This is a genomic window from Pseudomonas helleri (genome assembly GCF_001043025.1).
Taxonomy (GTDB): Bacteria; Pseudomonadota; Gammaproteobacteria; order Pseudomonadales; family Pseudomonadaceae; genus Aquipseudomonas; species Aquipseudomonas helleri.
The window spans coordinates 190,603-216,897 of record NZ_JYLD01000002.1; the positions used below are offsets into that span (position 1 = coordinate 190,603).

General features: G+C 58.8%; 26 protein-coding genes and 1 other RNA gene. 6 read left to right on the forward strand and 21 right to left on the reverse strand.

The annotated features are described in order from the left end of the window. Position 1: 1 nt before the first annotated feature. The 14 genes from TU84_RS03535 to rsmI form a co-directional block, all read right to left on the reverse strand. On the reverse strand, positions 2-958 hold the full coding sequence (locus TU84_RS03535; RefSeq protein ID WP_048367180.1) for a D-alanine--D-alanine ligase: 957 nt from the start codon (positions 956-958) through the stop codon (positions 2-4). Then, the gene (gene murC / locus TU84_RS03540) at positions 955-2,415 is read right to left on the reverse strand and encodes a UDP-N-acetylmuramate--L-alanine ligase (RefSeq protein ID WP_048367183.1); all 1,461 of its coding nucleotides are present in this window, start codon (positions 2,413-2,415) and stop codon (positions 955-957) included. The genes TU84_RS03535 and murC overlap by 4 nt, the downstream gene beginning before the upstream one ends. Continuing rightward, the gene (gene murG / locus TU84_RS03545) at positions 2,408-3,478 is read right to left on the reverse strand and encodes an undecaprenyldiphospho-muramoylpentapeptide beta-N-acetylglucosaminyltransferase (protein WP_048367184.1); all 1,071 of its coding nucleotides are present in this window, start codon (positions 3,476-3,478) and stop codon (positions 2,408-2,410) included. The genes murC and murG overlap by 8 nt, the downstream gene beginning before the upstream one ends. Then, on the reverse strand, positions 3,468-4,682 hold the full coding sequence (gene ftsW, locus TU84_RS03550; RefSeq protein WP_048367186.1) for a putative lipid II flippase FtsW: 1,215 nt from the start codon (positions 4,680-4,682) through the stop codon (positions 3,468-3,470). Before ftsW ends, murG begins: the two co-directional genes overlap by 11 nt. After that, a complete protein-coding gene (murD, locus tag TU84_RS03555) occupies positions 4,679-6,025 on the reverse strand; it encodes a UDP-N-acetylmuramoyl-L-alanine--D-glutamate ligase (RefSeq protein WP_048367187.1) in 1,347 nt (448 codons plus the stop codon). The genes ftsW and murD overlap by 4 nt, the downstream gene beginning before the upstream one ends. Positions 6,026-6,030: 5 nt before the next feature. Then, on the reverse strand, positions 6,031-7,113 hold the full coding sequence (gene mraY, locus TU84_RS03560; protein WP_048367188.1) for a phospho-N-acetylmuramoyl-pentapeptide-transferase: 1,083 nt from the start codon (positions 7,111-7,113) through the stop codon (positions 6,031-6,033). Next, on the reverse strand, positions 7,113-8,480 hold the full coding sequence (locus tag TU84_RS03565) for a UDP-N-acetylmuramoyl-tripeptide--D-alanyl-D-alanine ligase (protein ID WP_048367189.1): 1,368 nt from the start codon (positions 8,478-8,480) through the stop codon (positions 7,113-7,115). Before TU84_RS03565 ends, mraY begins: the two co-directional genes overlap by 1 nt. Next, positions 8,473-9,936 (reverse strand): UDP-N-acetylmuramoyl-L-alanyl-D-glutamate--2,6-diaminopimelate ligase, encoded by a 1,464-nt coding sequence (gene murE / locus TU84_RS03570; RefSeq protein ID WP_048367190.1) that lies wholly within the window; start codon positions 9,934-9,936, stop codon positions 8,473-8,475. The genes TU84_RS03565 and murE overlap by 8 nt, the downstream gene beginning before the upstream one ends. After that, positions 9,936-11,681, reverse strand: a complete 1,746-nt coding sequence (locus TU84_RS03575; RefSeq protein WP_048367191.1) for a peptidoglycan D,D-transpeptidase FtsI family protein — start codon at positions 11,679-11,681, stop codon at positions 9,936-9,938. Before TU84_RS03575 ends, murE begins: the two co-directional genes overlap by 1 nt. Further along, on the reverse strand, positions 11,678-11,971 hold the full coding sequence (gene ftsL / locus TU84_RS03580) for a cell division protein FtsL (RefSeq protein ID WP_048367192.1): 294 nt from the start codon (positions 11,969-11,971) through the stop codon (positions 11,678-11,680). The genes TU84_RS03575 and ftsL overlap by 4 nt, the downstream gene beginning before the upstream one ends. Next, a complete protein-coding gene (rsmH, locus tag TU84_RS03585) occupies positions 11,968-12,915 on the reverse strand; it encodes a 16S rRNA (cytosine(1402)-N(4))-methyltransferase RsmH (RefSeq protein ID WP_048367194.1) in 948 nt (315 codons plus the stop codon). Before rsmH ends, ftsL begins: the two co-directional genes overlap by 4 nt. After that, on the reverse strand, positions 12,912-13,367 hold the full coding sequence (mraZ, locus tag TU84_RS03590) for a division/cell wall cluster transcriptional repressor MraZ (RefSeq protein WP_048367195.1): 456 nt from the start codon (positions 13,365-13,367) through the stop codon (positions 12,912-12,914). Before mraZ ends, rsmH begins: the two co-directional genes overlap by 4 nt. Before the next feature lie 357 nt (positions 13,368-13,724). Continuing rightward, an RNA gene (gene rnpB, locus TU84_RS25215) (RNase P RNA component class A) lies at positions 13,725-14,078 on the reverse strand. A 129-nt stretch (positions 14,079-14,207) separates the two neighbouring features. After that, entirely contained in the window at positions 14,208-15,062 is an 855-nt protein-coding gene (rsmI, locus tag TU84_RS03595) for a 16S rRNA (cytidine(1402)-2'-O)-methyltransferase (RefSeq protein WP_048367196.1), read from the reverse strand. A 236-nt stretch (positions 15,063-15,298) separates the two neighbouring features. On the opposite strand from rsmI, the gene TU84_RS03600 reads away from it, so the two are divergent. The 4 genes from TU84_RS03600 (at position 15,299) to TU84_RS03615 (ending at position 18,742) form a co-directional block, all read left to right on the forward strand. Further along, entirely contained in the window at positions 15,299-17,071 is a 1,773-nt protein-coding gene (locus tag TU84_RS03600; RefSeq protein ID WP_048367198.1) for a penicillin-binding protein activator, read from the forward strand. After that, positions 17,071-17,433: a YraN family protein gene (locus TU84_RS03605; RefSeq protein ID WP_048367199.1), complete on the forward strand. Its 363-nt coding sequence runs from the start codon at positions 17,071-17,073 to the stop codon at positions 17,431-17,433. Before TU84_RS03600 ends, TU84_RS03605 begins: the two co-directional genes overlap by 1 nt. Before the next feature lie 137 nt (positions 17,434-17,570). Beyond that, positions 17,571-18,164 carry a phosphoheptose isomerase gene (locus tag TU84_RS03610; protein ID WP_048367201.1) on the forward strand — a complete coding sequence of 198 codons (594 nt, stop codon included), beginning with the start codon at positions 17,571-17,573 and terminating at the stop codon, positions 18,162-18,164. Next, positions 18,161-18,742 carry a BON domain-containing protein gene (locus TU84_RS03615; protein WP_048367202.1) on the forward strand — a complete coding sequence of 194 codons (582 nt, stop codon included), beginning with the start codon at positions 18,161-18,163 and terminating at the stop codon, positions 18,740-18,742. Before TU84_RS03610 ends, TU84_RS03615 begins: the two co-directional genes overlap by 4 nt. 125 nt (positions 18,743-18,867) lie before the next feature. Here TU84_RS03615 and TU84_RS03620 read toward each other — a convergent pair whose 3' ends face one another. The 7 genes from TU84_RS03620 to rplM form a co-directional block, all read right to left on the reverse strand. Further along, positions 18,868-19,281 (reverse strand): ClpXP protease specificity-enhancing factor, encoded by a 414-nt coding sequence (locus TU84_RS03620; protein ID WP_048367203.1) that lies wholly within the window; start codon positions 19,279-19,281, stop codon positions 18,868-18,870. Positions 19,282-19,298: 17 nt separating this feature from the next. Beyond that, the gene (locus tag TU84_RS03625) at positions 19,299-19,916 is read right to left on the reverse strand and encodes a glutathione S-transferase N-terminal domain-containing protein (protein ID WP_048367204.1); all 618 of its coding nucleotides are present in this window, start codon (positions 19,914-19,916) and stop codon (positions 19,299-19,301) included. A 185-nt stretch (positions 19,917-20,101) separates the two neighbouring features. After that, positions 20,102-20,881: a cytochrome c1 gene (locus TU84_RS03630; RefSeq protein ID WP_048367205.1), complete on the reverse strand. Its 780-nt coding sequence runs from the start codon at positions 20,879-20,881 to the stop codon at positions 20,102-20,104. Then, a complete protein-coding gene (locus TU84_RS03635; protein ID WP_048367207.1) occupies positions 20,881-22,092 on the reverse strand; it encodes a cytochrome b in 1,212 nt (403 codons plus the stop codon). The genes TU84_RS03630 and TU84_RS03635 overlap by 1 nt, the downstream gene beginning before the upstream one ends. Next, the gene (gene petA / locus TU84_RS03640; protein WP_048367208.1) at positions 22,092-22,685 is read right to left on the reverse strand and encodes a ubiquinol-cytochrome c reductase iron-sulfur subunit; all 594 of its coding nucleotides are present in this window, start codon (positions 22,683-22,685) and stop codon (positions 22,092-22,094) included. Before petA ends, TU84_RS03635 begins: the two co-directional genes overlap by 1 nt. A gap of 255 nt (positions 22,686-22,940) precedes the next feature. Then, positions 22,941-23,333, reverse strand: a complete 393-nt coding sequence (gene rpsI, locus TU84_RS03645; protein WP_048367211.1) for a 30S ribosomal protein S9 — start codon at positions 23,331-23,333, stop codon at positions 22,941-22,943. Between the two features lie 14 nt (positions 23,334-23,347). After that, positions 23,348-23,776: a 50S ribosomal protein L13 gene (rplM, locus tag TU84_RS03650; RefSeq protein ID WP_019408582.1), complete on the reverse strand. Its 429-nt coding sequence runs from the start codon at positions 23,774-23,776 to the stop codon at positions 23,348-23,350. A gap of 246 nt (positions 23,777-24,022) precedes the next feature. On the opposite strand from rplM, the gene TU84_RS03655 reads away from it, so the two are divergent. Both TU84_RS03655 and TU84_RS03660 read left to right on the forward strand, forming a co-directional pair. Next, complete coding sequence (locus TU84_RS03655; RefSeq protein ID WP_048367213.1) at positions 24,023-25,063, forward strand: NADP(H)-dependent aldo-keto reductase; 1,041 nt, start codon at positions 24,023-24,025, stop codon at positions 25,061-25,063. A gap of 274 nt (positions 25,064-25,337) precedes the next feature. Next, a complete protein-coding gene (locus tag TU84_RS03660; RefSeq protein WP_173430618.1) occupies positions 25,338-26,234 on the forward strand; it encodes a GlxA family transcriptional regulator in 897 nt (298 codons plus the stop codon). The last annotated feature ends 61 nt before the right edge of the window (positions 26,235-26,295 follow it).

A 26,295-nucleotide genomic window follows, 5' to 3' on the forward strand; every position in this document is an offset into this window, starting at 1 on the left:
CTTAACCTCGTGGCTCAACACTGGCGGCCAGAATCGACAGCACCAGTTGTTGGAAATCCAGACCCGCCGCCTTGGCTGCCATCGGCACCAGGCTATGGTCCGTCATGCCCGGCGCGGTGTTGACCTCAAGCAACCAGAACTGACCATCGACGTCTTGCATCACGTCCAGACGGCCCCAACCGGCAATCCCGATGGCCTCACAGGCTTTGGCCGTGAGCTCCATCAGCTCTTGCTCTTTGTCGCTATCAAGGCCGCACGGAATCCGGTACTGAGTATCCTCAGACACGTATTTGGCGTCGTAGTCGTAGAACGTATGCGGCGTGCCCAGTGCGATAGGTGGCAACACTTGGTCACGCAGGGTGGCGATGGTGAACTCCGGACCGTGGATCCATTGCTCAACCAGCACTTGCGAGTCGTACTTACTGGCCTCGGTCCAGGCGACGATCAATTCGTCTGCACTGTTCACTTTGGCCATACCGATACTTGAACCTTCATGGGCCGGTTTGACGATCAAAGGGAAGCTCAGTTCCTTCGCCGCAGAAATACAATCGGCTTCGCTGCTCAACACGGCGTGACGCGGGGTTGGAATCCCCAGGCTGTGCCACACCTGCTTGGTGCGCAGCTTGTCCATGGCCAACGCCGACGCCAGAATGCCGCTGCCGGTGTAAGGGATGCCCAGGCATTCCAGCAGGCCTTGCATGCTGCCGTCTTCACCGCCACGGCCGTGGAGGATGATAAAGGCGCGGTCGATTTTTTCAGCGGTGATACGGCTGATGAAGTCATCGCCCACATCAATACCGAAGGCATTCACACCCGCGTCCAGCAGTGCCTTGAGAACGGCATTACCCGATTTCAGGGACACTTCACGTTCAGCACTTTTGCCGCCAAAGAGCACCGCCACCCGGCCGAAATCGGCAGGGGCGATGGTCGAAAACAGCGTGGCGTAGGCAGCAGTCATTTCAGTTTCCCCTCGTTGGCGGCGATCACAGCACCGGCGAACAACGGACTTTTAATCAGTTGCGGTGCCAGACGGCCGATATCGCCCGCCCCTTGGCACAGCAGAATGTCGCCTGCACGCAGCAGCGGCTTGACGATCGGCGCCAGCTCAACGCCGCGCTCGATGTAGATCGGGTCCAGCTGGCCGCGCTGACGGATGCTGTGGCACAGCTGACGGCTGTCCGCGCCCGGAATCGGCTCTTCGCCCGCCGGGTAGACTTCCATCAACAGCAACACGTTGGCGTCGGCCAGCACTTGCACGAAATCGTCGTACAGGTCGCGGGTACGGCTAAAGCGGTGCGGCTGGTAGACCATGACCAAGCGGCGCTCAGGCCAACCACCGCGCACGGCTTTAATCACTGCAGCAACTTCGGTCGGGTGGTGACCGTAGTCGTCCACCAGCATCACGCTGCCGCCGTCGACCGGCAGTTCGCCGTAGACCTGGAAGCGTCGACCCACGCCCTGGAAGCCCGATAGGCCCTGAACGATGGCTTCATCGCTGATGCCTTCATCGGAGGCGATGCAGATGGTGGCCAAGGCGTTCAGTACGTTGTGGTTGCCCGGCATGTTGACCGACACATCCAGCGGCTCGCGGTCTGGGCGCAGCACGGTAAAGAAGGTTTGCATGCCCTGCTGGCGCACATTGATTGCGCGCACGTCAGCGGCTTCGCTGAAGCCGTAGGTCACGGTCGGGCGTTTGACCAGCGGCAGGATTTCACGCACCACTGGATCGTCCAAGCACAACACAGCCAAGCCGTAGAACGGCAGGTTGTGGAGGAACTCGACGAAGGTTTTCTTCAGTTTGTTGAAGTCACCTTCGTAGGTCGCCATGTGGTCGGCGTCGATGTTGGTGACGACCGCAACCAGCGGTTGCAGGTGCAGGAAGCTGGCATCGCTCTCGTCAGCTTCAGCAATCAGGTAACGGCTGGTGCCTAGCTGGGCATTGGTGCCTGCTGCATTCAAACGGCCACCGATCACGAACGTCGGGTCCAGGCCACCGGCCGCGAACACCGAAGCCAACAGGCTGGTGGTGGTGGTTTTACCGTGCGTGCCGGCAACGGCGATGCCGTGGCGATAGCGCATCAATTCAGCCAGCATTTCAGCCCGTGGCACCACCGGAATGCGGCGCTCAAGCGCACTGGCAACTTCCGGGTTGGAGGTATTAACAGCGCTGGACACCACCAGTACATCGGCGTTGGCAGCGTTCTCGGCGCGGTGGCCGATAAAGATGTGCGCGCCAAACGACTCAAGGCGTTCGGTAACAGCCGATGCATTGAGGTCAGAGCCCGACACCTGATAGCCCAGGTTCAGCAATACCTCTGCGATCCCGCACATGCCCACGCCGCCGATACCGACGAAGTGGATACGACGGATGCGGCGCATTTCCGGTTGCGGCATGGCTTTTTGATTCTCAACCATTGGCCACCTCCAGGCAGATGTCGACAACGTTACGGGTGGCATCAGGTTTGGCCAGGCGACGCGCGTTGGCCGCCATGCTGTTGAGTCGTTCCGGTTGCATCAATACCTCTGTCAGGCGAGCCGCCAGTTCGGCCGCGCCAGTTGTCGCTTGCGGCATCAGGAAGGCCGCGCCCTCCCGTGCCAAAAAGTCAGCATTACGGCTCTGATGGTCGTCAATCGCGTGGGGCAACGGCACCAGCAGCGAGGGCAGACCGGCCGCAGCCAGTTCACTGACGGTCAGCGCGCCTGCGCGACAAACCACCAGGTCGGCCCAGCCATAGGCGTGGGCCATGTCTTTGATGAAGGGCTGAACATCTGCCTCGACACCGGCCGCGGTGTAACGCTGGGCGGTGATTTCATCGTGTTTTTTGCCCGCCTGATGAAACACTTCAGGGCGCAGCTCAGCCGCTACGTTGGCCAAGGCTTCAGGCAGTAATTTGTTCAGGGGCTCGGCGCCCAGGCTGCCGCCCAGCACCAGCAAGCGCGCCTTGCGCCCTTCGAGTGCAGCGCGGGGCGCCAGGGTGAACAGTTCAGGGCGCACCGGGTTGCCAGTGGTGCGCAGCTTGTCCGAAGCAGCAAACGTCTGCGGGAAGGCTTCACACACACGGCTCGTCATCGGCACCAACAAACGGTTGGCGGTACCGGCCACGGCGTTCTGCTCGTGAATGATCACCGGCACGCCGCAGGTTTTGGCCGCCAGACCGCCAGGCCCGGTCACATAGCCGCCAAACCCGAGCACGCACACGGGCTTGAGTTGGCGGATGATTGCGCGTGCCTGGAACAAGGCCTTAAGCAACACAAACGGCGCCTTGAGCAGCGACAGTTTGCCTTTGCCACGCAGGCCCGTGACGTTGATCCGGTGCAGGGTAAAGCCTGCCGGTTCAACCAGTTCGTTTTCGATGCCTCGCGGTGTTCCGAGCCAGTGCACGGTGTAGCCACGCGCTTCAAACTCACGCGCGCAAGCCAGCGCCGGGAACACATGCCCGCCGGTGCCGCCCGCCATGATCAGCACATTAGCGCCCATGGTTCGGCTCCTCTGCGAAGTCGCTTTCTTTGAAGTCGGTCTCTTCGCTGCCCAGGTGGGTTCGACTCTCCCACTCGATGCGCAGCAACAAACCCATACACACACAGCAAATCACCAACGAACTGCCGCCATAACTGAGGAATGGCAAGGTCAGACCTTTGGTAGGCAGCAAACCGACGTTTACCCCGATGTTGATCAGGAACTGGCCGATCCACAGGAACGACAATCCGTACGCCATGTAAGCCGAGAAGTATTGTTTGGCGCGCTCTGCCCACATGCCGATGTACATGCCGCGCACACAGACGAACACGAACAGCGCCACGGTCAGCAACGAACCGACCACACCGAGTTCTTCAGCCAATACCGAGAACACGAAGTCGGTGTGCGCTTCGGGCAGGTAGAACTGCTTTTGTACGCTGTTGCCCAAGCCCACCCCGAACCACTCGCCGCGACCGAACGCGATCAGTGCCTGGGTGAGTTGGTAGCCCGAACCAAACTGGTCGGACCATGGGTCGGTAAAGGTAATCAGACGCGCCATCCGGTACGGCTGTGCTTGAACCAGCACGAACACCGCACCCACCGCCAACGCCACCATCAGCGCGAAGCGGAACAGGCCCACACCGCCGAGGAACAACATGGCCGCCGCTGCGCCCATCATTACGACGGTGGCGCCGAAGTCAGGCTCCATCAGCAACAGACCGGCCATGGGCAGCAACACGATGAAGGGCTTGAAGAAGCCCATCCAGCTGTCGCGCACTTCCTTCTGCTGACGCACCAGGTAGCCGGCGAGGTAAATCACCACAAACACTTTGGCGATTTCCGAAGGCTGCACGTTAAAGAAGCTGAAACCGATCCAGCGCATCGAACCGTTGACCTCTCGGCCAATGCCCGGCAGCAACACCATGACCAGCAAGCCGAACGCACCGATCAGCAGCATGAAGCCCATACGCTGCCAGGTCGCAATCGGCACCATCATGGTCATCACGCACGCACCCAGACCGAGCACGATGTAAAACAGGTGCCGGATCATGTGGTACAGCGTGTTACCCGACTGCAATGCCGCCACTTCGGACGATGCCGAGGTGATCATCACCAGCCCCAGGCCCAGCAGCGCCAGGCAACCGGCCAGCAGCGGGAAGTCGAGGTCTATGCCACGGCCCGTGATCAAGGGCGAAGGATAAGGTTTGAGGAAGCCGAAGATCATGCCAATGCCTCCACTGCGCGAGCAAAGAGGTGGCCGCGTTCTTCGTAATTTTTGAACATGTCAAAGCTGGCGCACGCGGGCGACAGCAGTACCGCGTCACCTGGGCGAGCCTGTGCGCGGCTTTGCGCGATGGCGTCGTCCAGCGAAGTGGCCCGAATTTGCGGAACCGCATCACCCAGCGCATCGGCGATCAGACCACTATCGCGGCCCATCAACACCACGGCGCGGCAGTGTTTGGCGACGGAATCGCGCAGGCCGCTGAAATCAGCGCCCTTGCCATCACCGCCGGCGATCAGGATCAGCTTGCCGTCCATGTCCGAGCCCAAGCCTTCAATGGCGGCCAGGGCAGCACCGACGTTGGTGGCTTTGGAGTCGTTGTAATAGCTCACGCCGTCCAGTTCGCGGACCCATTGGCAGCGGTGCTCAAGACCGGCAAAGGTGCGCAGGCTCGACAGCATGGCGTCGAACGGCAAGCCCACGGCATGCCCCAGCGCCAGCGCAGCCAAAGCATTGGCCTGGTTGTGCGCGCCACGGATTTTTAGTTCACGCACGGGCACCAGGTTCTGGAATTCGAAGGCCAGGTATTTTTCGCCCTGCTCTTCGCGCAGACCGAACGCCTTGAAATCGGGAACGCTCAAGCCGAACGACCAGCACGGCAGGCCTTCGCCCATCAGCGGACGGGTCAGAGCGTCCTGACGGTTGAACACCACCTGGCGAGCGCCACGGAAAATCCGGTGCTTGGCCAAGTGGTACGCCGGCAGGCCGCTGTAGCGGTCCATGTGGTCTTCGCTGATGTTAAGCACGGTGGCGACTTCAGCACCGAGGTCGTTGGTGGTTTCGAGCTGGAAGCTCGAGAGCTCCATCACGTACAGCTCGATGTCATCGCTGAGCAGGTCCAGCGCCGGGGTGCCCAGGTTGCCACCCACGGCCACACGCTTGCCGGCCGCCGCGGCCATTTCACCCACCAGCGTGGTCACGGTGCTTTTCGCGTTGGAACCACTGATTGCCACGATGGGCGCTTTCGCGTTACGCGCGAACAGGTCGATGTCGCCCGACAGCTTCACCCCACGGGCAGCGGCCGCTTGCAGCGCAGGCGTCGCCAGGGCCAGGCCGGGGCTCACGTAGAGCTCATCGGCGCGGCACAGGAACTCGACGTCCAGCTCGCCACAACGCACGTCCACCTGCGGATAGTCACGGCGCAGCGTGGCCAGCTCCGGTGGATTTTCCCGCGTGTCCGCTACGGCAAACGACACACCCCGGCTCGCCAGAAAGCGCACCAGGGACATGCCGCTCTTGCCGAGGCCGACAACGATGCGGAAGTGGTCAGAAGCGATCAGAGACACAGGTTCTACCTCAGCTTCAGCGTGGCAAGGCCGATCAACACGAGGATCACGGTGATAATCCAGAAACGGACGATCACGCGTGGCTCAGGCCAGCCCTTGAGTTCAAAGTGGTGGTGGATCGGCGCCATGCGGAACACCCGCTTGCCGGTCAGCTTGAACGACGCGACCTGGATGACCACCGACAGGGTTTCCATCACGAACACACCGCCCATGATGAACAGCACGATTTCTTGGCGCACGATGACCGCGATGGTGCCCAGCGCAGCACCCAGTGCCAGTGCGCCGACGTCGCCCATGAACACTTGTGCCGGGTAGGTGTTGAACCACAAGAAACCAAGCCCCGCGCCAATCAGTGCGCCGCAGAATACAATCAGCTCACCGGCGCCCGGGACATACGGGATCAGCAGGTAGTCAGCGAATTTCAGGTTGCCCGACAGGTAGCAGAAGATACCCAGCGCGCCGCCGACCATCACGGTTGGCATGATCGCCAGGCCGTCGAGGCCGTCAGTCAGGTTGACCGCGTTGCTCGAACCGACGATCACAAAATAGGTCAGCACGACAAAGCCGATGCCCAGTGGAATGCTGGCATCTTTAAGAATTGGCAGGATCAAGGTGGTTTCGACGGCGCTTGGCGCGGTCACGTACAGGAAGATCGCCGCAGCCAGGCCGAACACCGATTGCCAGAAGTACTTCCAGCGGCTTGGCAGCCCGCGCGAGTTCTTTTCGATGACCTTGCGGTAGTCGTCAACCCAGCCAATGGCGCCAAACAGCAGGGTCACCAGCAACACGACCCACACATAACGGTTGCTCAGGTCTGCCCACAGCAAGGTGCTGATGGTAATGGCCGACAAGATCAACGCACCGCCCATGGTCGGGGTGCCGGATTTGGACAGGTGTGATTGCGGACCATCGTTACGCACCGATTGGCCGATCTGACGGTTTTGCAAGGTGCGGATCATCCACGGGCCCAGGCACAACGACAACGACAGCGCGGTCAGTACGCCCAGAATCCCGCGCAGGGACAGGTACTGGAAGACTGCGAAGCCCTTGTAGAACTGTTGTAGATACTCCGCTAGAAGCAGCAGCATTAATGTTTCTCCCCGCAGGAACCGCACAGTGCCGCAACGACGTTCTCCATCGCTGCGCTGCGCGAGCCCTTGATCAAAATAGTGGTGTTTTTTTCGTGCTCAGTGCGAAGTGCCGTGATCAGGTCAGCCTGATTGGCAAAGTGACGAGCCTGGTGTCCAAATGCAGCGACGGCATGAGCCATCAGCGGTCCCACCGCATAGAGCGCTGAAACCTTGTCGGCGGCATAAGCGCCTACTTCACGATGTCCTTGCTCCGCCCACTCACCCAACTCGCCTATATCTCCGAGCACCAGGACGGTACGACCGGAAAAGGCGGCGAGTATATCAACGGCAGCGCACATTGAGGTGGGGTTTGCGTTGTAAGTGTCATCAATAATTCGCAGGCCTGTGCTAGTCACTTGCGCGACCGCACGCCCTTTGACTGGCTGCACGGCCTCAAGGCCGGTTTTGATGCCGAACAACGACACACCCAGCGCATGGGCGGCAGCCGCGGCGGCCAAGGCATTGGCCACGTTATGCGTGCCCAGCAGGTTGATTTGAACCGGCTCGATACCTTGCGGGCTGTGCAGGGTAAAACGTGGGCAACCCCGCGCATCCAGGCTCATATCACTGGCGTAGAAATCTGCTTCAGGGTTTTTCAGCGAGAAGCTGAGCACCTGGCGACCGGCTGCGCGGGCGTGCCAGATGGCAAAAGCCTTGTCATCGAGGTTGAGCACGGCGATGCCGTCTGCCTCCAGGCCTTCAATAATTTCACCTTTGGCCTCGACGATTTTGTCAGGGCCGCCGAACTCACCCACGTGGGCGGTACCGGCGTTGTTCAGTACCGCAACGTGGGGCTTGGTCATGGCCACGGTGTAGGCGATTTCGCCGATGCGCGAAGCACCCAGTTCGATGACCGCCGAGGTGTGTTCCCGGGTCAGTTCGAGCAGGGTCAGCGGCACACCCAAGTCGTTATTCAAGTTGCCTTTGGTCGCCAGCACCGGGCCGCGCGTGCGCAGGATGCAGGCGAGCATTTCCTTGACCGTGGTTTTGCCGCTGGAGCCGGTGATGGCCGCAACCGGCTTGTCGTAGCCAGCACGGTTCAGCGCGCCCAATTGGCCCAACGCGACACGGGTATCCGCGACCACCAGTTGAGGCAAGGCCGACTCAGGCACTTCGCGCTCAACAAGGGCTGCGACGGCGCCTTTTGCAGCGACGTCATTCAAATAGTCATGGCCATCAAAGCGCGGGCCGGTCAGGGCAATAAACAACTGGCCCTGACCAATGGCGCGGCTGTCGATGCTGACACCGCTGAAAGACGCGTCTGCACCGACCACACGGCCGTTCAGGGTGGCTGCCACTTCGCTCAACAACAAAGGCTTAAGCATGCGCAGCCTCCCAGGCGTTGAGGGCTTTTTCAGCTTCGACCAGGTCAGAGAAATCGTGGCGTTCGCCGTTGATTTCCTGATAGTCCTCGTGGCCTTTACCGGCCAGCACGATGACGTCTTCGGCGTCGGCATTGGCGATGATCTGGGCAATGGCAGCACTGCGACCGGCGACAAAGGTCACCTTGTCAGCGCTGGCAAAGCCTGCACGGATATCGCTGAAGATCTGCGCCGGGTCTTCGCTGCGCGGGTTGTCGTCTGTCACCAGTACGGCGTCAGCCAACCGCTCGACCACTTCGGCCATGATCGGGCGCTTGCCGCGATCACGGTCGCCGCCGCAGCCGAACAGGCATTGCAACTGACCTTTGGCGTGAGGACGCAGGGCCGCCAGTACTTTTTCCAGCGCGTCCGGGGTGTGGGCATAATCGACCACGACCAGCGGCTTGCTGCCGCCGCCCAGGCGCTGCATGCGACCCACCGGGCCTTCCAGCGTGGGCAAGACCTTGAGAATTTCATCGAGTGCATAGTCGAGACCGAGCAGCGCACCCACCGCCGCCAGGACGTTGCTCAGGTTGAAGCGACCGAGCAAAGTGCTGCGCAACAGGTGCTCGCCTTGCGGGGTTACCAGCGTGGCGCGCACACCATCGTCATCGAACACCGCGTCACGGCAATACAGGTAAGCGCTGCTGTCTTCGAGGCTGTAACTGATCAGTTTCGAGGGGTGCTTTTCGCTCGCCAGTTGACGGCCGAACTCGTCATCCAGGTTCACTACCCGGCTGCTCAGATCAGGCCAGGCAAACAGCTTGGCCTTGGCGGCTGCATAAGCTTCCATGGTGCCGTGATAGTCCAGATGATCGCGGGACAAGTTGGTCATCACGGCCACGTCGAACGCCAACGCACTGACCCGACCTTGATCCAGCCCGTGGGACGACACTTCCATGGCAACGGCTTTGGCCCCGGCCTTTTTCAGGTCGGCCAACATGGCTTGCACGGCAATCGGGTCCGGCGTGGTGTTGCGCCCGCTTTGCAGCGCACCGTAAAAACCGGTACCCAGCGTGCCAATGATGCCGCAGTGTTGGCCCAGGTGATCAAGCGCTTGCGCGACCAGTTGCGTCACGCTGGTTTTGCCATTGGTGCCGGTCACGCCCACCAGGTTCAAGACGCGGCTTGGCTCACCGTAAAAGCGCCCGGCCAGGTCCGACAGTTGAGCGATCAAACCTTTGACAGGGATCAGCGGTACATCGGTAATCGGCAACACTGAAGCGCCTTCGACTTCATAGGCCACGGCGGCTGCGCCACGCTGCAAGGCATCGGCGATGTGTTCACGACCATCGAGCTTGGCGCCCGGTACCGCGAGAAACAAATCACCGGCACGCACACTGCGGCTGTCGAGGGTCAACTCACGGATCATCACGTCGTGACCCGCGTTAGGGAAAATCTTTATCAGGTTCAGGGACATTAGCCGCGCCCTCCTTTGGCTGCTGCAGCGGTCGCAGCTTGTTGCTCTGCTGCCGTCGGCAGGTTGTCCGGGGTCACGTTCATCAGGCGCAACGTTCCGGACATCACTTTGCTGAAGACCGGCGCCGAAACCAGACCACCGAAGTAGCCCGCTTTGCTCGGCTCATCGATCACGACCACGATCGCGTAGCGCGGATCGCTCATCGGGCCAAAACCGGCAAACAGGGAACGGTAAGAGTTGACCGCGTAGCCTTTAACGCCGCCGGACGAGGTTTTACGCGCCGTACCCGACTTGCCGCCGACGTGATACGCCGGCACCTTGGCACGCCAGACACCACGCGGGTTTTCGATCACTTCCTGGAGCATGCCCTGCAAGGTCTTGGCGACCTGCTCCGGCATGACTTGCGTGGCTTGTACGGGCTTGTCCTTGTCGGCCTTGAGCAAGGTCAGCGGTGCTAGCTTGCCGTTGTTGGCCAATGCCGAGAACGCGTGAACCAACTGGATGGCCGTCACGGAAACACCGTAGCCGTAAGACAGGGTCGCGGTTTCGGCTTTGCGCCACTCACGGTAGTTAGGCAGGTTACCCACACGCTCGCCGGGGAAGCCCAAGCCGGTGTCCTGGCCCAGGCCCATTTTCGCCATCTGACGGAAAATTGCTTCGCCACCGATATCGAAGGCGACCTTACTCATGCCCACGTTACTGGAGTTGATCAGGATGCCGGTCAGGTCCAGCACCGGGCCTTCAGTACGCGATACGTCACGAATGGTGTATTTGCCCAACTGCAAGGTACCCGGGTACACCTCAACCTTGTCGGTTGGTTTCCAGCGACCGGTTTCCAGCGCCGCACTCATCGAAATCGGCTTAACCGTTGAACCTGGCTCGAACACGTCGATCATGGCGCGGTTACGCATCATCGCCGGTTGCAGGTTGCGACGGTTGTTCGGGTTGTAAGTCGGTTGGTTGACCATGGCGAGGATTTCGCCGGTCTTTACGTCCATGATCACCAGGCTGCCCGCCTTGGCACCGTTTTCGACCAGCGCATTGCGCAGTTCGCGGTTGGCCAGGTATTGCAGGCGCAGGTCAATCGACAACGCCAAGGTCTTCCCTGCCTTGGCGTTTTTAGTGACTTGAATGTCTTTGATCAGACGACCGCGTCGGTCCTTGATGACCTGTCGCTTGCCCGGTACACCGGCCAGCCATTCGTCATAGGCCAGTTCGACACCCTCACGGCCTTTGTCGTCGATATCGGTAAAGCCCACCATGTGCGCGGTAACTTCACCGGCCGGGTAGAAGCGGCGGAACTCTTCAATGCCGTAAACGCCCGGAACCTTGAGGTCGAGCACGACTTGCCCCTGCTCGGGCGTCAGGCCACGAACGAGGTAAATGAATTCTTTGTTGGCTTGCTGCTCAAGGCGCGCGGTCAGCACTTTAGGGTCTTGCCCAAGCGCGCGCGCCAATGCCGGCCAGTGATCCTTACCCGCCTGCATTTCTTTTGGGTTGGCCCACAGCGTGGTCACGGGCGTACTGACCGCCAGAGGCTCGCCATTACGGTCGGTAATCAAGCCGCGGTGTGCCGGGATAGTGATGTGCCGCAAGCTGCGGGCATCACCCTGACCTTTCAAGAAATCGTGGTCGATCACTTGCAGGTAGATAATCTGGCAGGCGATCGCGCCTACCAGCAGCGCCAGTAAACCCAGCACCACGCGAAAACGCCACGGATAGAGCGCGCCTTCGAGTTTGATCATGGCGTCACCATCCGAACTTCTGCTGCACCGGGGATGTGCATCTTCAGTTGTTCGCTGGCCAGGGTTTCGATACGGCTATGGGCAGTCCAGGTGCTCTGCTCAAGGATCAAGCGGCCCCACTCTGCCTGGGCCTTGTCGCGCACGCTCAGCTCCCCGTACAGGGTGTTGAGCAATTGGCGGTTCCAGTGCGCGCTATAGGAAACGCCCACGGCTGAAACCAGCACGGCAACAAACAGCAGCAGCATGAAGAAGCTTCCGCCGGGGAGTGGTTTGGCGTAAAGCTTGTTCAACGAAGCTTCTCCGCAACGCGCATGACAGCGCTGCGCGAGCGCGGATTGGCTTTGAGTTCAGCTTCAGAAGCGAACTGCGCCTTGCCATGAATTTTGATCTTGGGCTCAAAGGCTTTGTGCTGGACAGGCAAGCCACGCGGCAGGTTGTCCGGTTCACCTTTGACCAAATCGCGCATGAACAGCTTGACGATGCGGTCCTCGAGGGAGTGGAAGCTGATAACAACCAGACGGCCGCCGACTTCCAGCGACTCCAGCGCCGCTTCAAGACCGGCTTTCAGGTCTCCGAGTTCGTTGTTAACGTGAATGCGCAGGCCCTGGAACGTACGGGTCGCAGGGTGCTTGCCCTTTTCCCAGGCCGGATTGGCAACTTTGAGTACTTCAGCCAGATCGCCAGTACGCTCGAACGGCGTAATTTCACGGCGCTCGACCACGGCACGGGCCATGCGACCGGCGTAGCGCTCTTCGCCGTATTCCTTGAACACACGGGTGATTTCTTCGTGGGAGGCGGTGTTGACGAACTCCGCCGCGCTGATGCCCGCATTCGGGTTCATGCGCATGTCCAGCGGGCCGTCATTCATGAAGCTGAAGCCACGCTCCGGGTCGTCAAGCTGTGGCGACGACACGCCCAGGTCGAGCAGAACGCCGCTGACCTTGCCCGCCAGGCCCCGCTCGGCCACTTCGGATCCCATTTCAGCAAAGCTGCGCTGCACAATGACAAAGCGGCCGTCTTCGGCCGCTAGCGCTTGCCCGGTCGCAATCGCTTGTGGATCTTTATCAAACCCGAGGAGACGCCCCTGGGGGCCAAGATGCTGGAGTATCAGGCGGCTATGTCCGCCGCGACCAAAGGTGCCATCCAGATAGCATCCATCAGGACGTACGGCGAGAGCCTCTACGGCTTCATCGAGCAGTACGGTGATGTGGTTGAAGTCGCTATCAATAGTCACAGAATTAAATCACGCAGTTCATCAGGCATCGCGCCCGGTTGTTGAATGGCTGCAAGGTCAGCGGCAGAAACGGCTTCCCAGGCATCCTCGTCCCACAGTTGAAACTTGTTCAACTGGCCCACCAACATCGCGCGCTTGTCCAACTTGGCATACTCACGCAAACGCGGCGGCACCAGAAAACGACCACTGCCGTCGAGCTCAAGATCGACGGCATTACCAATCAACAAGCGTTGTAAACGTCGGTTTTCTTCACGTAACGACGGCAACGCCCGCAGCTTGGTTTCAATCAATTCCCACTCATCGAGCGGGTACACACATAAGCAGGGATCCACCGCATCAATGGTCACGATCAGTTGCCCGGAGCTTCTCGAATTCAGCTCGTCACGGTACCGGCTCGGCATTGCGAGACGGCCCTTGGCATCGAGACTGATTGCGTTAGCTCCGCGAAACACGAGGCGGCACTCCAAATATTAGCGTTTTACGTCTGGAAAACCCACTTTATGCCACTTTTCGCCACTTGCGCACACTATAGGAATGCCCCTACCACACCGTCAAGGCGCGGCCCGAAGGAAAATCCTTACATTACGGAGATTTAGGTGGGTAAATAGACGTACAGCAATAAGCGAAAGGTTTTTTCGAGGAGCGATCCGCAGCTAATTCAATGCGCAGGACTTCAAACTTAAAGTGGTTTCTTAAGAGTGAGGTTTTTTTGACATTAAGATGAGCGGTTCTTCATGCAACTAAAGCGAGGGGGTGAAGCGAGCATTTCTACATGCCTATCTGCTTGCGAAACAAGCAGGGAGAAAAAGGTGGAGAGTCGATCTGTAAGCCGGGTTCTGTCTTGAACAGTCATTCGTCTACGATGGCCATCACTGGACATCTTTAGCAACCTACCCGGTCCCAGCGCGGGCCACGCCTTGGGACCCTATTTGGTCTTGCTCCAAGTGGGGTTTACCTAGCCACGAACTGTTGCCAGACGTGCGGTGCGCTCTTACCGCACCTTTTCACCCTTACCGGCGCCGAAGCGCTTAGGCGGTTATTTTCTGTGGCACTTTCCGTAGGCTCACGCCTCCCAGGCATTACCTGGCACTTCGCCCTATGGAGCCCGGACTTTCCTCCCCCCCCTAATTTTCATAGAGGGCAGCGACTGTCCAATCGACTCTCCGGCGCGAAGGTTAACTGTACGCAGCGTATAGAACAAGCTTTAAAGCGTGTAATCGCGCCCGGCAATCAAACTTCAGCGGCTCTATTTAAAGCCCGACTGTTAAATCAAGGCTAAATGCCACTACTCGTTACTCTGCTTTCTGCTTATCAAGCGCAACTTGGTACAACACGTTCTTGCGCTCACCGGTTATTTCAGCGGCCAATGCAGCAGCACGTTTGAGCGGCATCTCTTTAAGCAACAAATCAAGAATGCGCATAGCTTCACTGCTGACAACTTGATCTGTCTCGGGAGCTGTCCAACCAGCAACCAGCACCACGCATTCGCCACGCTGTTGATTGCTGTCCGCCTCAACAAAAGCGCGCAGCTCGGACAAAGGCAAACCCTTGAGAGTTTCAAAGGTCTTGGTCAGCTCCCGCGCCAACAATGCCGGGCGATCAGCACCAAACACCGACTCCATGTCTTGCAGGCACTCCAGAATACGGTGCGGCGCCTCATAGAAAATCAGCGTACGTGGTTCTTCCTTTACTGCCTCCAGACGCGAGCGACGGCCCACAGCCTTGGCCGGCAAGAAGCCTTCGAAGATAAAGCGGTCAGAGGGCAAGCCCGCGGCCGACAAAGCGGCAATCAAGGCGCACGCACCCGGCACCGGCACCACTTTGACCCCGGCCGCACGTGCCTGGCGCACCAGGTGGTAGCCCGGATCAGAGATCAGCGGGGTCCCCGCGTCGGAGATCAACGCCACGTCCTCACCGGCGAGCAAGCGCTGGATGAAGCGATTACCTTCATCCCGCTCGTTATGCTCGTGACAGGCACCCAGCGGCGTCGCGATACCAAAATGCTGCATCAGGCGCAGCGAGTGGCGCGTATCCTCGGCCGCGATCAGCGATACCTCGCGCAACACTTTGAGCGCTCGCGCACTGATGTCGTCCAGGTTACCGATGGGCGTGGCCACCACATAAAGTGAGCCAACAACGGAATTCAAAGCACCTGGAGCAGTCAAAACGCGCACCTCATGAGAGTTAAAGGCGCCATTGTAACGCGTAGAGCCTGGCTGGACGCACCCTTAAAGGAGCGACCAAAAGTCTCAACCGGCAAAACACTGCCCATCGCAGTGGCCAGAACTCATCTAAAGTGAAGCTTTATCACCAGTAAGATCGCGTCCCGGCCAGCGCTTGGGTACACTTCGCCACTCTTTTGTTCGAGTATCAGGAACACTACATGATCGCTTGCCTGCGGCTGTTCACTGCCCTCTGCCTCGCTGCCTTGCTGGCGGCCTGCGCCAGCTCGCCCTCGTCCAGCCTTGGCGAACTCCCACGTACGCCCGATGCCAGCCTTGAACAGCTGCTGCAAGAGGCCTCTGCGAGCAAGGACCCGGAAAAAGCAGCGCTGCTGCGCCTGTCCGCGACCGACCTTGCCATACGCCAACACAACAACCAGCGCGCTGCGCAAATTCTGGCGCAAGTGCCGCTGGATCAGCTCAAGCCTGCACAACAAGTGTTTGCCAGCACCCTGGCTGCTGAACTGGCGATGAGCCGCAATCAGCCCAAAGACGCGCTGGTCGCCCTGAACCACCCAAGCGTCTCGCGCCTCAACGAGATGCCGGCCGACCTGCAAATGCGCACCCACAAGGTTCGCGCCCAGGCACTGGAGGCTGACGGTCAAACCCTGGCCGCCGCGCGCGAGCGTGTTGCCATGAGCCAAAGCCTGACCGGCGAGGCCGCCAACAGCAACAACGAGGCCATCTGGGCACTGGTTGCCGCCTTGCCGGCTGACCAGTTGCGCACGCCCGAGCCTGGCGTACTGGGCGGCTGGATGTCTTTGGCGCTAGCGATCAAGAGCGCCAGCAGCCTGCAAGACCAGCAAAACGCCATCGATCAATGGCGCGCACAAAACCCGGCGCACCCGGCAGCCATTCAACTGCCAGCCACGCTGATCAAGCTCAAGGAACTGGCCAGCCAACCGCTGACCAAGATCGCCCTGCTGCTGCCTCAAGACGGCCAACTGGCCTCTGTCAGCAAGGCACTGCGCGACGGCTTCATGGCGGCCTACTATCAGGCACAGCAAGCCGGTCAAAACCCGCCGAGCGTTCAGTTCTATGACAGCTCGCGCCTGACCTCGCTGGATGACTTCTATCGCAAGGCCCAGGCCGATGGCGTGCAACTGGTGGTCGGCCCGCTGGAGAAATCCCTGGTCAAGCAACTGAACATGCACCAGCAACTGCCGATTACCACCCTGGCCCTGAACTACAGCGAAGGCGGCCAAGGCCCGGCGCAACTGTTCCAGTTTGGTCTGGCGGCTGAAGACGAAGCCCGTGAAGTGGCTCGCCGTGCCCATGCCGACGGCCTGACCCGCGCAGGGGCCATGGTGCCGCAAGGCGAATGGGGCGACCGCGTACTCAAAGCCTTCCGTCAGGAATGGGAAGCCAACGGCGGCACTATTGTCGGTGTCGAACACATCGACAAGCCGGTTGCCCTGGCACAACAGGTTGCCGACCTGGTGCAACTGCGTAACGCTGGCGGCTCTGGCCAGCCATCGCGCCGTCAGGACATGGAGTTCATCTTCCTGGCCGCAACACCGCAGCAAGCCCAACAGATCAAACCGACCCTGAACTACCAGTACGCCGGTGATATCCCGGTTTACGCCACCTCGCACGTCTTCAGTGCCAGCGGCGACCAGAACCAGTACAACGACATGAACGGCATCCGCTTTTGCGAAACCCCTTGGCTGCTCGACACCGCCAACCCACTGCGCCAGCAAGTAGCAGCGCAATGGCCACAAGCCGGTGGTAGCCTGGGCCGTCTGTATGCCATGGGCGTAGACGCTTTCGAACTGTCGTCGCGCCTGGGCCAGCTCAAGGCACTGCCTGAAAACCGTGTTGACGGCTTGTCCGGCAGCCTCAGCATGGACTCCAGCCAACACATTCAGCGTCAGTTGCCATGGGCCGAGTTCGCCAACGGGCAGATTCATCGCCTGCCTGACACACCCAACTGATGCCCGATCGCTCAAGCCAGCAAACAGGCAAAGATGCCGAGCGCACTGCGCTGCGGCATCTTGAGCGACACGGTTTACGCTTGCTGGCGCAAAATTGGCTATGCAAGCGCGGCGAGCTGGATCTGGTCATGCTTGACGGCGATACAGTAGTATTCGTCGAAGTTCGTTACCGACAACATGCGCAATGGGGTGGCGCACTCGCCAGCGTTGATGCTCGCAAGCGTCAGAAGCTGATTATGGCCGCCCAGTACTTCTTGCAACGCGAATCACGCTGGGCCAACTACCCGTGCCGATTCGACGTGGTAGCCATGGATAGCGCAACACCTCACTTGAACTGGCTACGGAACGCCTTTGACAGCTAAAACGCTGCAGGGCCGATTTCAGCACCCTTTTTAAAACGATTTTGCTTTGCTTTGCGGGCTGCACATTTTTGTGCCGGGAAGTCACTCAGGAACACCTGGATCACGCCCGACCAGCCGCCCTAATTAAGGTCACATAGATGGACATGCAATCCCGGATTCGCCAGCTTTTTCAGGCCAGTATCGACACCAAGCAGCAGGCGATGGCGGTACTTGCTCCGCACATCGAGCTTGCCAGCCAAGTGATGGTCAACGCCCTGCTCAACGAAGGCAAAATGCTCTCGTGCGGCAACGGCGGCTCAGCCGGTGACGCCCAGCACTTCTCGTCCGAGCTGCTCAACCGCTTTGAGCGCGAGCGCCCAAGCTTGCCTGCCATTGCATTGACCACTGACAGCTCGACGATTACCTCGATCGCCAACGACTACACCTTCAACGAGGTTTTTTCCAAGCAGATCCGCGCCCTCGGCCAACCCGGGGATGTGCTGCTGGCAATCTCCACGAGCGGCAACTCGGCCAACATCATTCAGGCCATTCAAGCGGCGCATGATCGCGAAATGATCGTGGTCGCCCTGACCGGTCGTGACGGCGGCGGCATGGCCTCGCTGTTGCTGCCTGAGGACGTGGAAATCCGCGTTCCATCCACTGTCACTGCACGTATTCAAGAAGTCCACCTGCTGGCGATCCACTGCCTGTGCGATTTGATCGACAGCCAACTGTTTGGGAGTGAAGAATGACTTTTAAGCGCCTTAGCCTCGTGGCATTGACGCTGTGCCTCGGCCTGACCGCAGGTTGCAGTTCAGTACTGACCGCTACCCGTGACACACCGATTGAAGACGACCGTGGCACCCGCACGTTCGGCAGCAAAATCGATGATTCGCTGATTGAAACCAAAGTGGCCGTCAACGTCGCCAAGGCCAACCCGGACCTGGATAACGGCTCGCACATCGTGGTCACCAGCTACAACGGTATCGTGCTGCTGGCCGGCCAGACCCCACGCGCCGACCTCAAGGCCCAGGCTGAACAAGCCGCTGCGGCTGTGCAGCGGGTCAAAAAGGTCAACAACGAACTGCAAGTCATGGCGCCCTCCTCGATCCTGGCGCGCAACAACGATGCCTGGTTGACCACCAAAATCAAAACCCAAATGCTGACTGACAACGCCATTCCGGGCTCGCGCATCAAAGTCGTGACCGAGAACGGCATTGTTTACATGCTCGGCCTGGTCACCCAGCAAGAAGCCGCTCGCGCTACCAACCTGGTGCAAGGCGTGTCCGGCGTGCAGAAGATCGTCAAACTCTTTGAGTACATCGACTGATTGGGTGTGTAGGAGCGAGCTTGCCTCGCGATCTTTTGATCCTGAAAGATCGCGAGGCGAGCTCGCTCCTACAGGATGGGACAGCGACCCATAAAAAAGGCGACCTCTGCAGGTCGCCTTTTTTGTTACTTCACCACTTTGAGGCTTGGCCGTCCGCTAGGGCGCGGCGGCTCGGGGTCTGGCGGCGAGCAGTCGTCGTCCGGCTCAATCTCGTCATCCTCGTCAAACGCCTCTTCAAGATCAAACATCATGCCCTGGCCGTTTTCCCGGGCGTAAATGCCCAGAATGGCAGCTGCCGGCACGTACAACGTGTGTGGCACACCTCCAAAACGCCCGTCAAAGCTGACCGCTTCGTTGTCCATGTGCAGGTTACGCACGGCGCTCGGGGATACGTTCAGGACAATCTGTCCGTCACTGGCAAAACCCTGCGGCACTTGCACCTTCGGGTAGTCCGATTTAACCAGCAAGTGCGGAGTGCAATCGTTGTCCACAATCCACTCATAGAGCGCACGCACCAGATAAGGTCGACTTGAATTCATCAAGGGCTCCTAAAGCCTTAGCGCATGTCGCGTTCGACACCAGACAAGCTTGCCTGGAAAGCCTCACGCGCAAACTGGCGCTCCATATAGTCAAGCAGCGGCTTGGCAGGCCGCGGCAACTCAATACCCAAAACAGGCAGGCGCCAGAGTATCGGTAATAGACAGCAGTCGACCAGACTTTGCTCGTCACTGAGGAAAAAAGGTTTGTCTGCAAATAATGCCGACACACCTGTCAGGCTCTCGCGCAATTCTTTGCGCGCCTGTACACGCGCCGGTTCTATGGTGCGCGAATCGAGGATCAAGTCGACCAGGTTGCACCAGTCACGCTGGATCCGGTGCATCAGCAGACGGCTGTTGGCCCGAGCTACCGGGTACACCGGCAACAACGGCGGATGCGGGTAACGCTCATCCAGGTATTCCATTACGACAGTCGATTCCCACAACGCCAGGTCGCGGTCGACCAGGGTTGGCAGGCTGCCATACGGGTTCACTTCGATCAGTTTTGGCGGATGACGACCCGCCACCACACTGATGATCTCGGCGCTGACACCTTTCTCGGCGAGCACAATGCGTACTCGGTGGGAATAGTGGTCGGCGGGGTCGGAGTAACAGGCCAACCGATTGGTCACGCCCATGGCGGTCCTCCTCGCTTGTTGAAATTATCAGAAGCGGAAAAACGAACGCGCCCAAGAGGTGCCTCCCATAACAGCAGAACCGCGAAAGCGGGCCATGGTGGCCCCGCTTTCGCCGTGTCCTGCACTGTTACCTTTTTAGAGACACCCTTGGGCGCGCACGATTAACAGCAATGCATGTAACGGTATCAGTGCACATCCTTCCAGTATTCGCGCTTGAGCAAATAAGCGAAGACGAAGAAGAAGGCCAGATAGAGCAGTACGTACGTACCGATGCGCTGATGCTCCAGCTTCACCGGGTTAGCCGAATAGGCCAGGAAGGTCACAAGGTTCTTGATCTTCTCGTCGAACTGCTCTTCAGTCAGCGTGCCGGTCTTGGGCAACACTGTCAGCTGGTCGCACGCTTCATGTGTCAAAGGCGTGCCGGTGAGCGGATCATACTGCTTCTTGCCGTCTTCGACGATCTGTACTTGCTTGCAACCGATAACTTGACGCCCTTGCAGCGGTGCAAGCACGTTCGGCATGCCCACATTCGGGAAGACCGTATTGTTCACACCCCAAGGGCGCGACGGGTCTTCATAGAACGAACGCAGGTAGCTGTAGAGCCAGTCTGTACCACGCACGCGAGCCACCAGGGTCAAGTCGGGCGGAGCCGCGCCAAACCACGCCTTGGCGTCTTCTGGCTGCATGCCGATGTTCATGTGGTCGCCAATTTTGGCACCGGTGAACACCAGATTCTTGAGCATGACATCGTGGGGGATCCCCAGATCGTCAGCCACCCGCTCGTAACGCTGAAACTTGGCGCTGTGACAGCCCATGCAATAGTTGGCAAAGGTACGCGCGCCATCTTGCAACGCGGCCTTGTCAGAAACATCGATGTCGACCTTGTCCAGCTGCACGCCCTGTTCGGACGCAAAGGACAGCACCGGCATCATCGCGAGCATTAATACGGCAAATAACTTTTTCATCAGCCAGTCACCCTTTCCGGAACCGGTTTGGTCTTCTCAAGCCGGGTGTAGAACGGCATCAAAATGAAGTAGGCGAAGTACAGGAACGTACACACCTGCGACAACAACGTGCGCTCCGGGGTCGGCGACAACACACCCAACACGCCCAGAATCACGAACGAGATGCAGAACACCCACAGCCAGATCTTGCTCATCCAGCCTTTGTAGCGCATGGATTTAACAGGGCTGCGGTCCAGCCAGGGCAACACAAACAGCACCGCAATCGCAGCGCCCATGGCGATCACGCCCATGAGCTTGTCCGGGATTGCCCGCAAGATCGCGTAGAACGGCGTGAAGTACCACACAGGGGCAATATGCTCCGGTGTCTTGAAGGCGTTAGCTTGCTCAAAGTTCGGTTTTTCGAGGAAGTAGCCGCCCATTTCAGGGAAGAAGAACACTATCGAACAGAAGATAAACAAGAACACCACAACGCCTACAATGTCTTTCACGGTGTAGTACGGATGGAATGGTATGCCGTCCAGCGGGATGCCGTTCTCGTCCTTGTACTTCTTGATATCAATGCCGTCAGGGTTGTTCGAACCCACTTCATGCAGCGCCAGAATGTGCAGCACCACCAGCCCCAAAATCACGATGGGCAGCGCGACAACGTGCAGCGCGAAGAAGCGGTTCAGGGTAATGCCGGAGATCAGGTAGTCACCGCGGATCCATTGCGTCAGGTCATTACCGATCACCGGGATCGCCCCAAACAGCGAGATGATCACCTGGGCGCCCCAGTAGGACATTTGCCCCCATGGCAGCAAATAGCCCATGAACGCTTCTGCCATCAGGGCCAGATAAATCATCATGCCGAACAGCCAGACCAGTTCGCGCGGCTTCTGATAAGAGCCGTAGAGCAAGCCACGGAACATGTGCAGATACACCACAATAAAGAACGCCGACGCACCGGTGGAGTGCAACAGGCGCAGAATCGAGCCGTATTCGACGTCACGCATGATGTATTCGACTGAGGCAAACGCGTCCTCTGCCGTTGGCGTGTAACTCATGGTCAGCCACACGCCCGTGACGATCTGGTTGACCAGCACCAGCAAGGCGAGGGAGCCAAAGAAGTAGAGGAAGTTGAAGTTCTTCGGTGCGTAGTACTTGCTGAGGTGGTCTTCCCACATTTTGGTGGCCGGGAAGCGAGCATCAATCCAATCCATGAACTTGCTCATTACGCGGTCTCCCCATCAAGGCCAACGACAATAATGTTGTCCGACTCATAGTAATAAGGCGGCACAGGCAGGTTTAGCGGGGCAGGCTGAGCCTTGTAGACGCGACCCGCCAGGTCATAGTGCGAACCGTGACACGGGCAGAAATACCCTCCCACCCAATCCTTGCCAAGGTCGGCAGGGGCCACTTCAGGACGGAAAGTAGGCGAGCAACCCAAGTGGGTGCAGATGCCGATCAGCAGCAGAATTTCGGGCTTGATCGAGCGTAATTCGGGGTTTACGTAGGTCGGTTGATCTGACTGTTTGGAGTCTGGATCCGCAAGCCGATCATCGATTTTCTTCAGATTGGCCAGGATTTCTTCTGTTCGGCGGACGATGAACACTGGCTGACCACGCCATTCTGCAACCATTTGCTGGCCCGGTTCGACCTTGGCGATATTGACCTTTACCGGCGCACCAGCGGCCTTGGCCTTGGCACTGGGGAACCACGACCCCACGAACGGGACCGCCGCCCCCACCGCTCCTGCAGCACCCACCACGGATGTGGCTGCCACGAGGAAGCGACGCCGACCGACATTAACGTCGACTTTGCTCATTCCGTCCTCTCCCATCAGCTTTGCGGCCTGTTAAATCAGGCATCTAGTAAGTAGCAAACTAATCTTTATAAAAATTTTGCCGAATGGTAATGAAAAGACCCCACTAAAACAAGGTAATTACCGGGAGCGACAGGCTGCAGCCCTTGCAGCGCAGGCAGTTGGCGGATGTGGCACGTTGTCACAGCAACTTTTTGGCGCCCATAAAAAAAGCCCAGCTCCGTGAGGAGGCTGGGCTTTTTTGAACGAAGCTGCGAATTAACGCTTCGAGTACTGCGGACGCTTACGCGCTTTACGCAGACCGACTTTCTTACGTTCAACTTCACGAGCATCGCGAGTTACGTAGCCTGCTTTACGCAGAGCGCTACGCAGAGTCTCGTCGTAGTCCATCAGAGCGCGAGTGATACCGTGGCGGATTGCGCCAGCTTGACCACTTACACCGCCACCGAGAACGGTAACGTAGATGTCGAATTTCTCAACAGTCTCGGTCAGTTCCAGCGGCTGACGAACTACCATGCGGGCAGTTTCGCGGCCGAAGAAGTTTTCCAGGGAGCGGTTGTTGATGGAGATGTTGCCAGTACCCGGACGCAGGAAAACGCGTGCGGTTGCAGTCTTACGACGGCCAGTGCCGTAGTTTTGAGTCGCCGACATAATGAACTATTCCGTTAAAACTTCAGTTCTTGGGGCTGCTGAGCAGTATGAGGGTGAGCAGCGCCCGCATAGACTTTCAGCTTACGGTACATGTCGCGACCCAGTGGGTTTTTAGGCAGCATGCCTTTAACCGCGGTCTCGATCACGCGCTCAGGAGCTTTGGCGATCAGCTTTTCGAAGTTGATCGACTTAATCCCGCCCGGGAAACCGGAGTGAGAGTAGTACATCTTGTCAGAGGTCTTAGCACCAGTAACACGAATCTGCTCGGCATTGATAACAACGATGTAGTCACCGGTGTCAACGTGCGGAGTGAATTCAGGCTTGTGCTTACCACGCAGACGGCTCGCGATCTCGGTGGCCAGACGACCCAGGGTCTGACCAGCAGCGTCGACGACAAACCAGTCGCGCTTTACTGTTTCTGGTTTAGCAGTAAAAGTTTTCATTCTTTATAGCCTCAGGGGCCGCCCTGTAAATTAGACGGCGGATCTTACTGAATAGTGCGTACTTTGACAAGTCAAAGGCAGCCGGGTACAGACGCTATCGGGGGCTCGGGTCAGCGCGTCCGTTCAACGGCAAGATTCTTCGGCAGGCGGCGCATCACTTCCACTGCAGAAAGAGGTCGACGATTATCCAGATTGCGCAAAAAATTACAACCTGCTTTTATGATTCTTTCCCCGAAGGAGTGACCGATGGACTACCGCCAGCTAGGCCGCAGCAACCTCAACGTGAGTGCCATTGCCCTCGGCACCATGACCTGGGGTGAGCAAAACACCCAAGATGAAGCCTTTGAGCAAATCGAGTACGCGAAAAACGCCGGCATCAACTTCCTCGACACCGCCGAGATGTACCCGGTCCCGCCCAAAGCCGAGACCTACGCCACCACCGAGCGCTACATCGGCAACTGGTTCAAGGCTCGTGGCGACCGTGCCGACTGGGTACTGGCCAGCAAAATTGCCGGGCCGGGCAACACCATCGACTACATCCGTGACGGCAACCTGAAACACAACCGCGCCCACATCGTGCAAGCGCTGGACGCCAGCCTCAAGCGCCTGCAAACCGACTGGATCGACCTGTACCAGTTGCACTGGCCAGAGCGCAGCACCAACTTCTTCGGCCAACTGGGCTACACGCACAAGGCCGACGAAGACTTCACCCCGCTAGAAGACACCCTCGAAGCCCTCGACGAACAAGTCAAAGCCGGCAAAATCCGTCATATCGGCCTGTCCAACGAAACCCCATGGGCGACCATGAAGTTTCTGCAATTGGCCGAGAGCCGTGGCTGGCCACGCGCGGTGTCGATCCAGAATCCCTACAACCTGCTCAACCGCAGCTTTGAAGTGGGCCTCGCGGAAATCGCCATCCGCGAACAGTGCGGGCTGCTCGCCTACTCGCCGCTGGCGTTTGGCATGCTGACCGGCAAGTACAACGGCGGCGCCCGCCCGGCAAAAGGCCGCCTGAGCCTTTACAGCCGCTTCTCGCGCTATTCCAACCCGCAATCGGTTGCCGCCAGCGAGCGCTACGTCGCACTGGCTCGCGAACACGGGCTGGATCCGGCACAAATGGCCTTGGCGTACGTCACCCAACAACCGTTCGTGACCAGCAACATCATTGGCGCCACCACCATGGAGCAACTGAAAAGCAACATTGCCAGCGCCGATCTGAAGCTCTCGGATGAAGTGCTCGCAGGCATTGAGGCCATTCACAAAGAGCAGCCAAACCCGGCGCCTTGACCCTACCCCCCTGTAGGAGCGAGCTTGTCTCGCGATCTTTTAAATGATCAAAAGATCGCGAGACAAGCTCGCTCCTACACAGCGGTTTAACTCCCCCTCCCCTAGACACACAGGAAAAAACATAAGACGATCCAGCCGTAAGTTGACCAATTTCACCTATAAGAATAATCAAACCATGTCTACTCAACTCTCCACGCCCTTGCGGCGCGTCAGCGTTTTGGCCACGGATCAGGTGTTCGCTTCTACCCTGATGCAAGCCAAGGATTTCTTTCACCTGGCCAGCCTGCGCCACGGCAAACAATTGGGCCAAGGCTTCAACGCCAGCTTCGAAACCCGTCTCGTCAGCCCAGACAGCCTGCCCGTAGGCAGTTTCAGCAATGTGTTGCTGCCCGTCGATGGCGGCCTGGATGACGCCGATATCATCATCCTCCCCGCCTTCTGGGGCGACTTTGACACCTTGTGCCAGCGCTACCCGCAGGTCATGCCATGGCTGCGCGAGCAACATGCACGCGGCGCCGTGTTGTGCGCAGCGGCCACCGGCGTATTCTGGCTGGCAGAAGCCGGCTTGCTCGACGGTAAAGAAGCCACGACGTACTGGCGTTTTTTCAACACCTTTGCCGAACGCTTCCCACAGGTGCACCTCAATCAGGACAAGCACCTCACCGACGCCGACAACCTGTATTGCGCGGGCGGCCCTACTTCGGCCTGTGACCTGTACATCTATTTGATTGAGCGTTTCTGCGGCGCAAATATCGCCCAGGCCGTGGCCCGCGACATTCTGTATGAAGTGCAACGCAACTACTCACCGGGGCGCATTGGCTTCGGCGGGCAAAAGCTGCATCAAGACGTGATTATTTTGCAGATTCAGCACTGGCTCGAAGAGCACTTTGCCGACAAGTTTCGTTTCGAAGACGTTGCCCGTGAACACGGCATGAGCATCCGCAATTTCATGCGCCGCTTCCAGATCGCAACGGGGGACAAACCCCTGCATTACCTGCAGCGTTTGCGCATCGAAACCGCCAAGGGTTTGCTGTCTGCCACCCGCAAAAGCATCAAGACCATCAGCTACGACGTGGGCTACGACGACGCCAGCTTCTTTGCGAGGCTGTTTCGCCAGCACACTGAACTGTCGCCCAACCAATACCGGCAGCAGTTTCAGCAAGCGGCGTAATTTGGGCAGACAATCTGTAGGAGCGAGCTTGCTCGCGATCTTTTGATTTTTTAAAAGACCA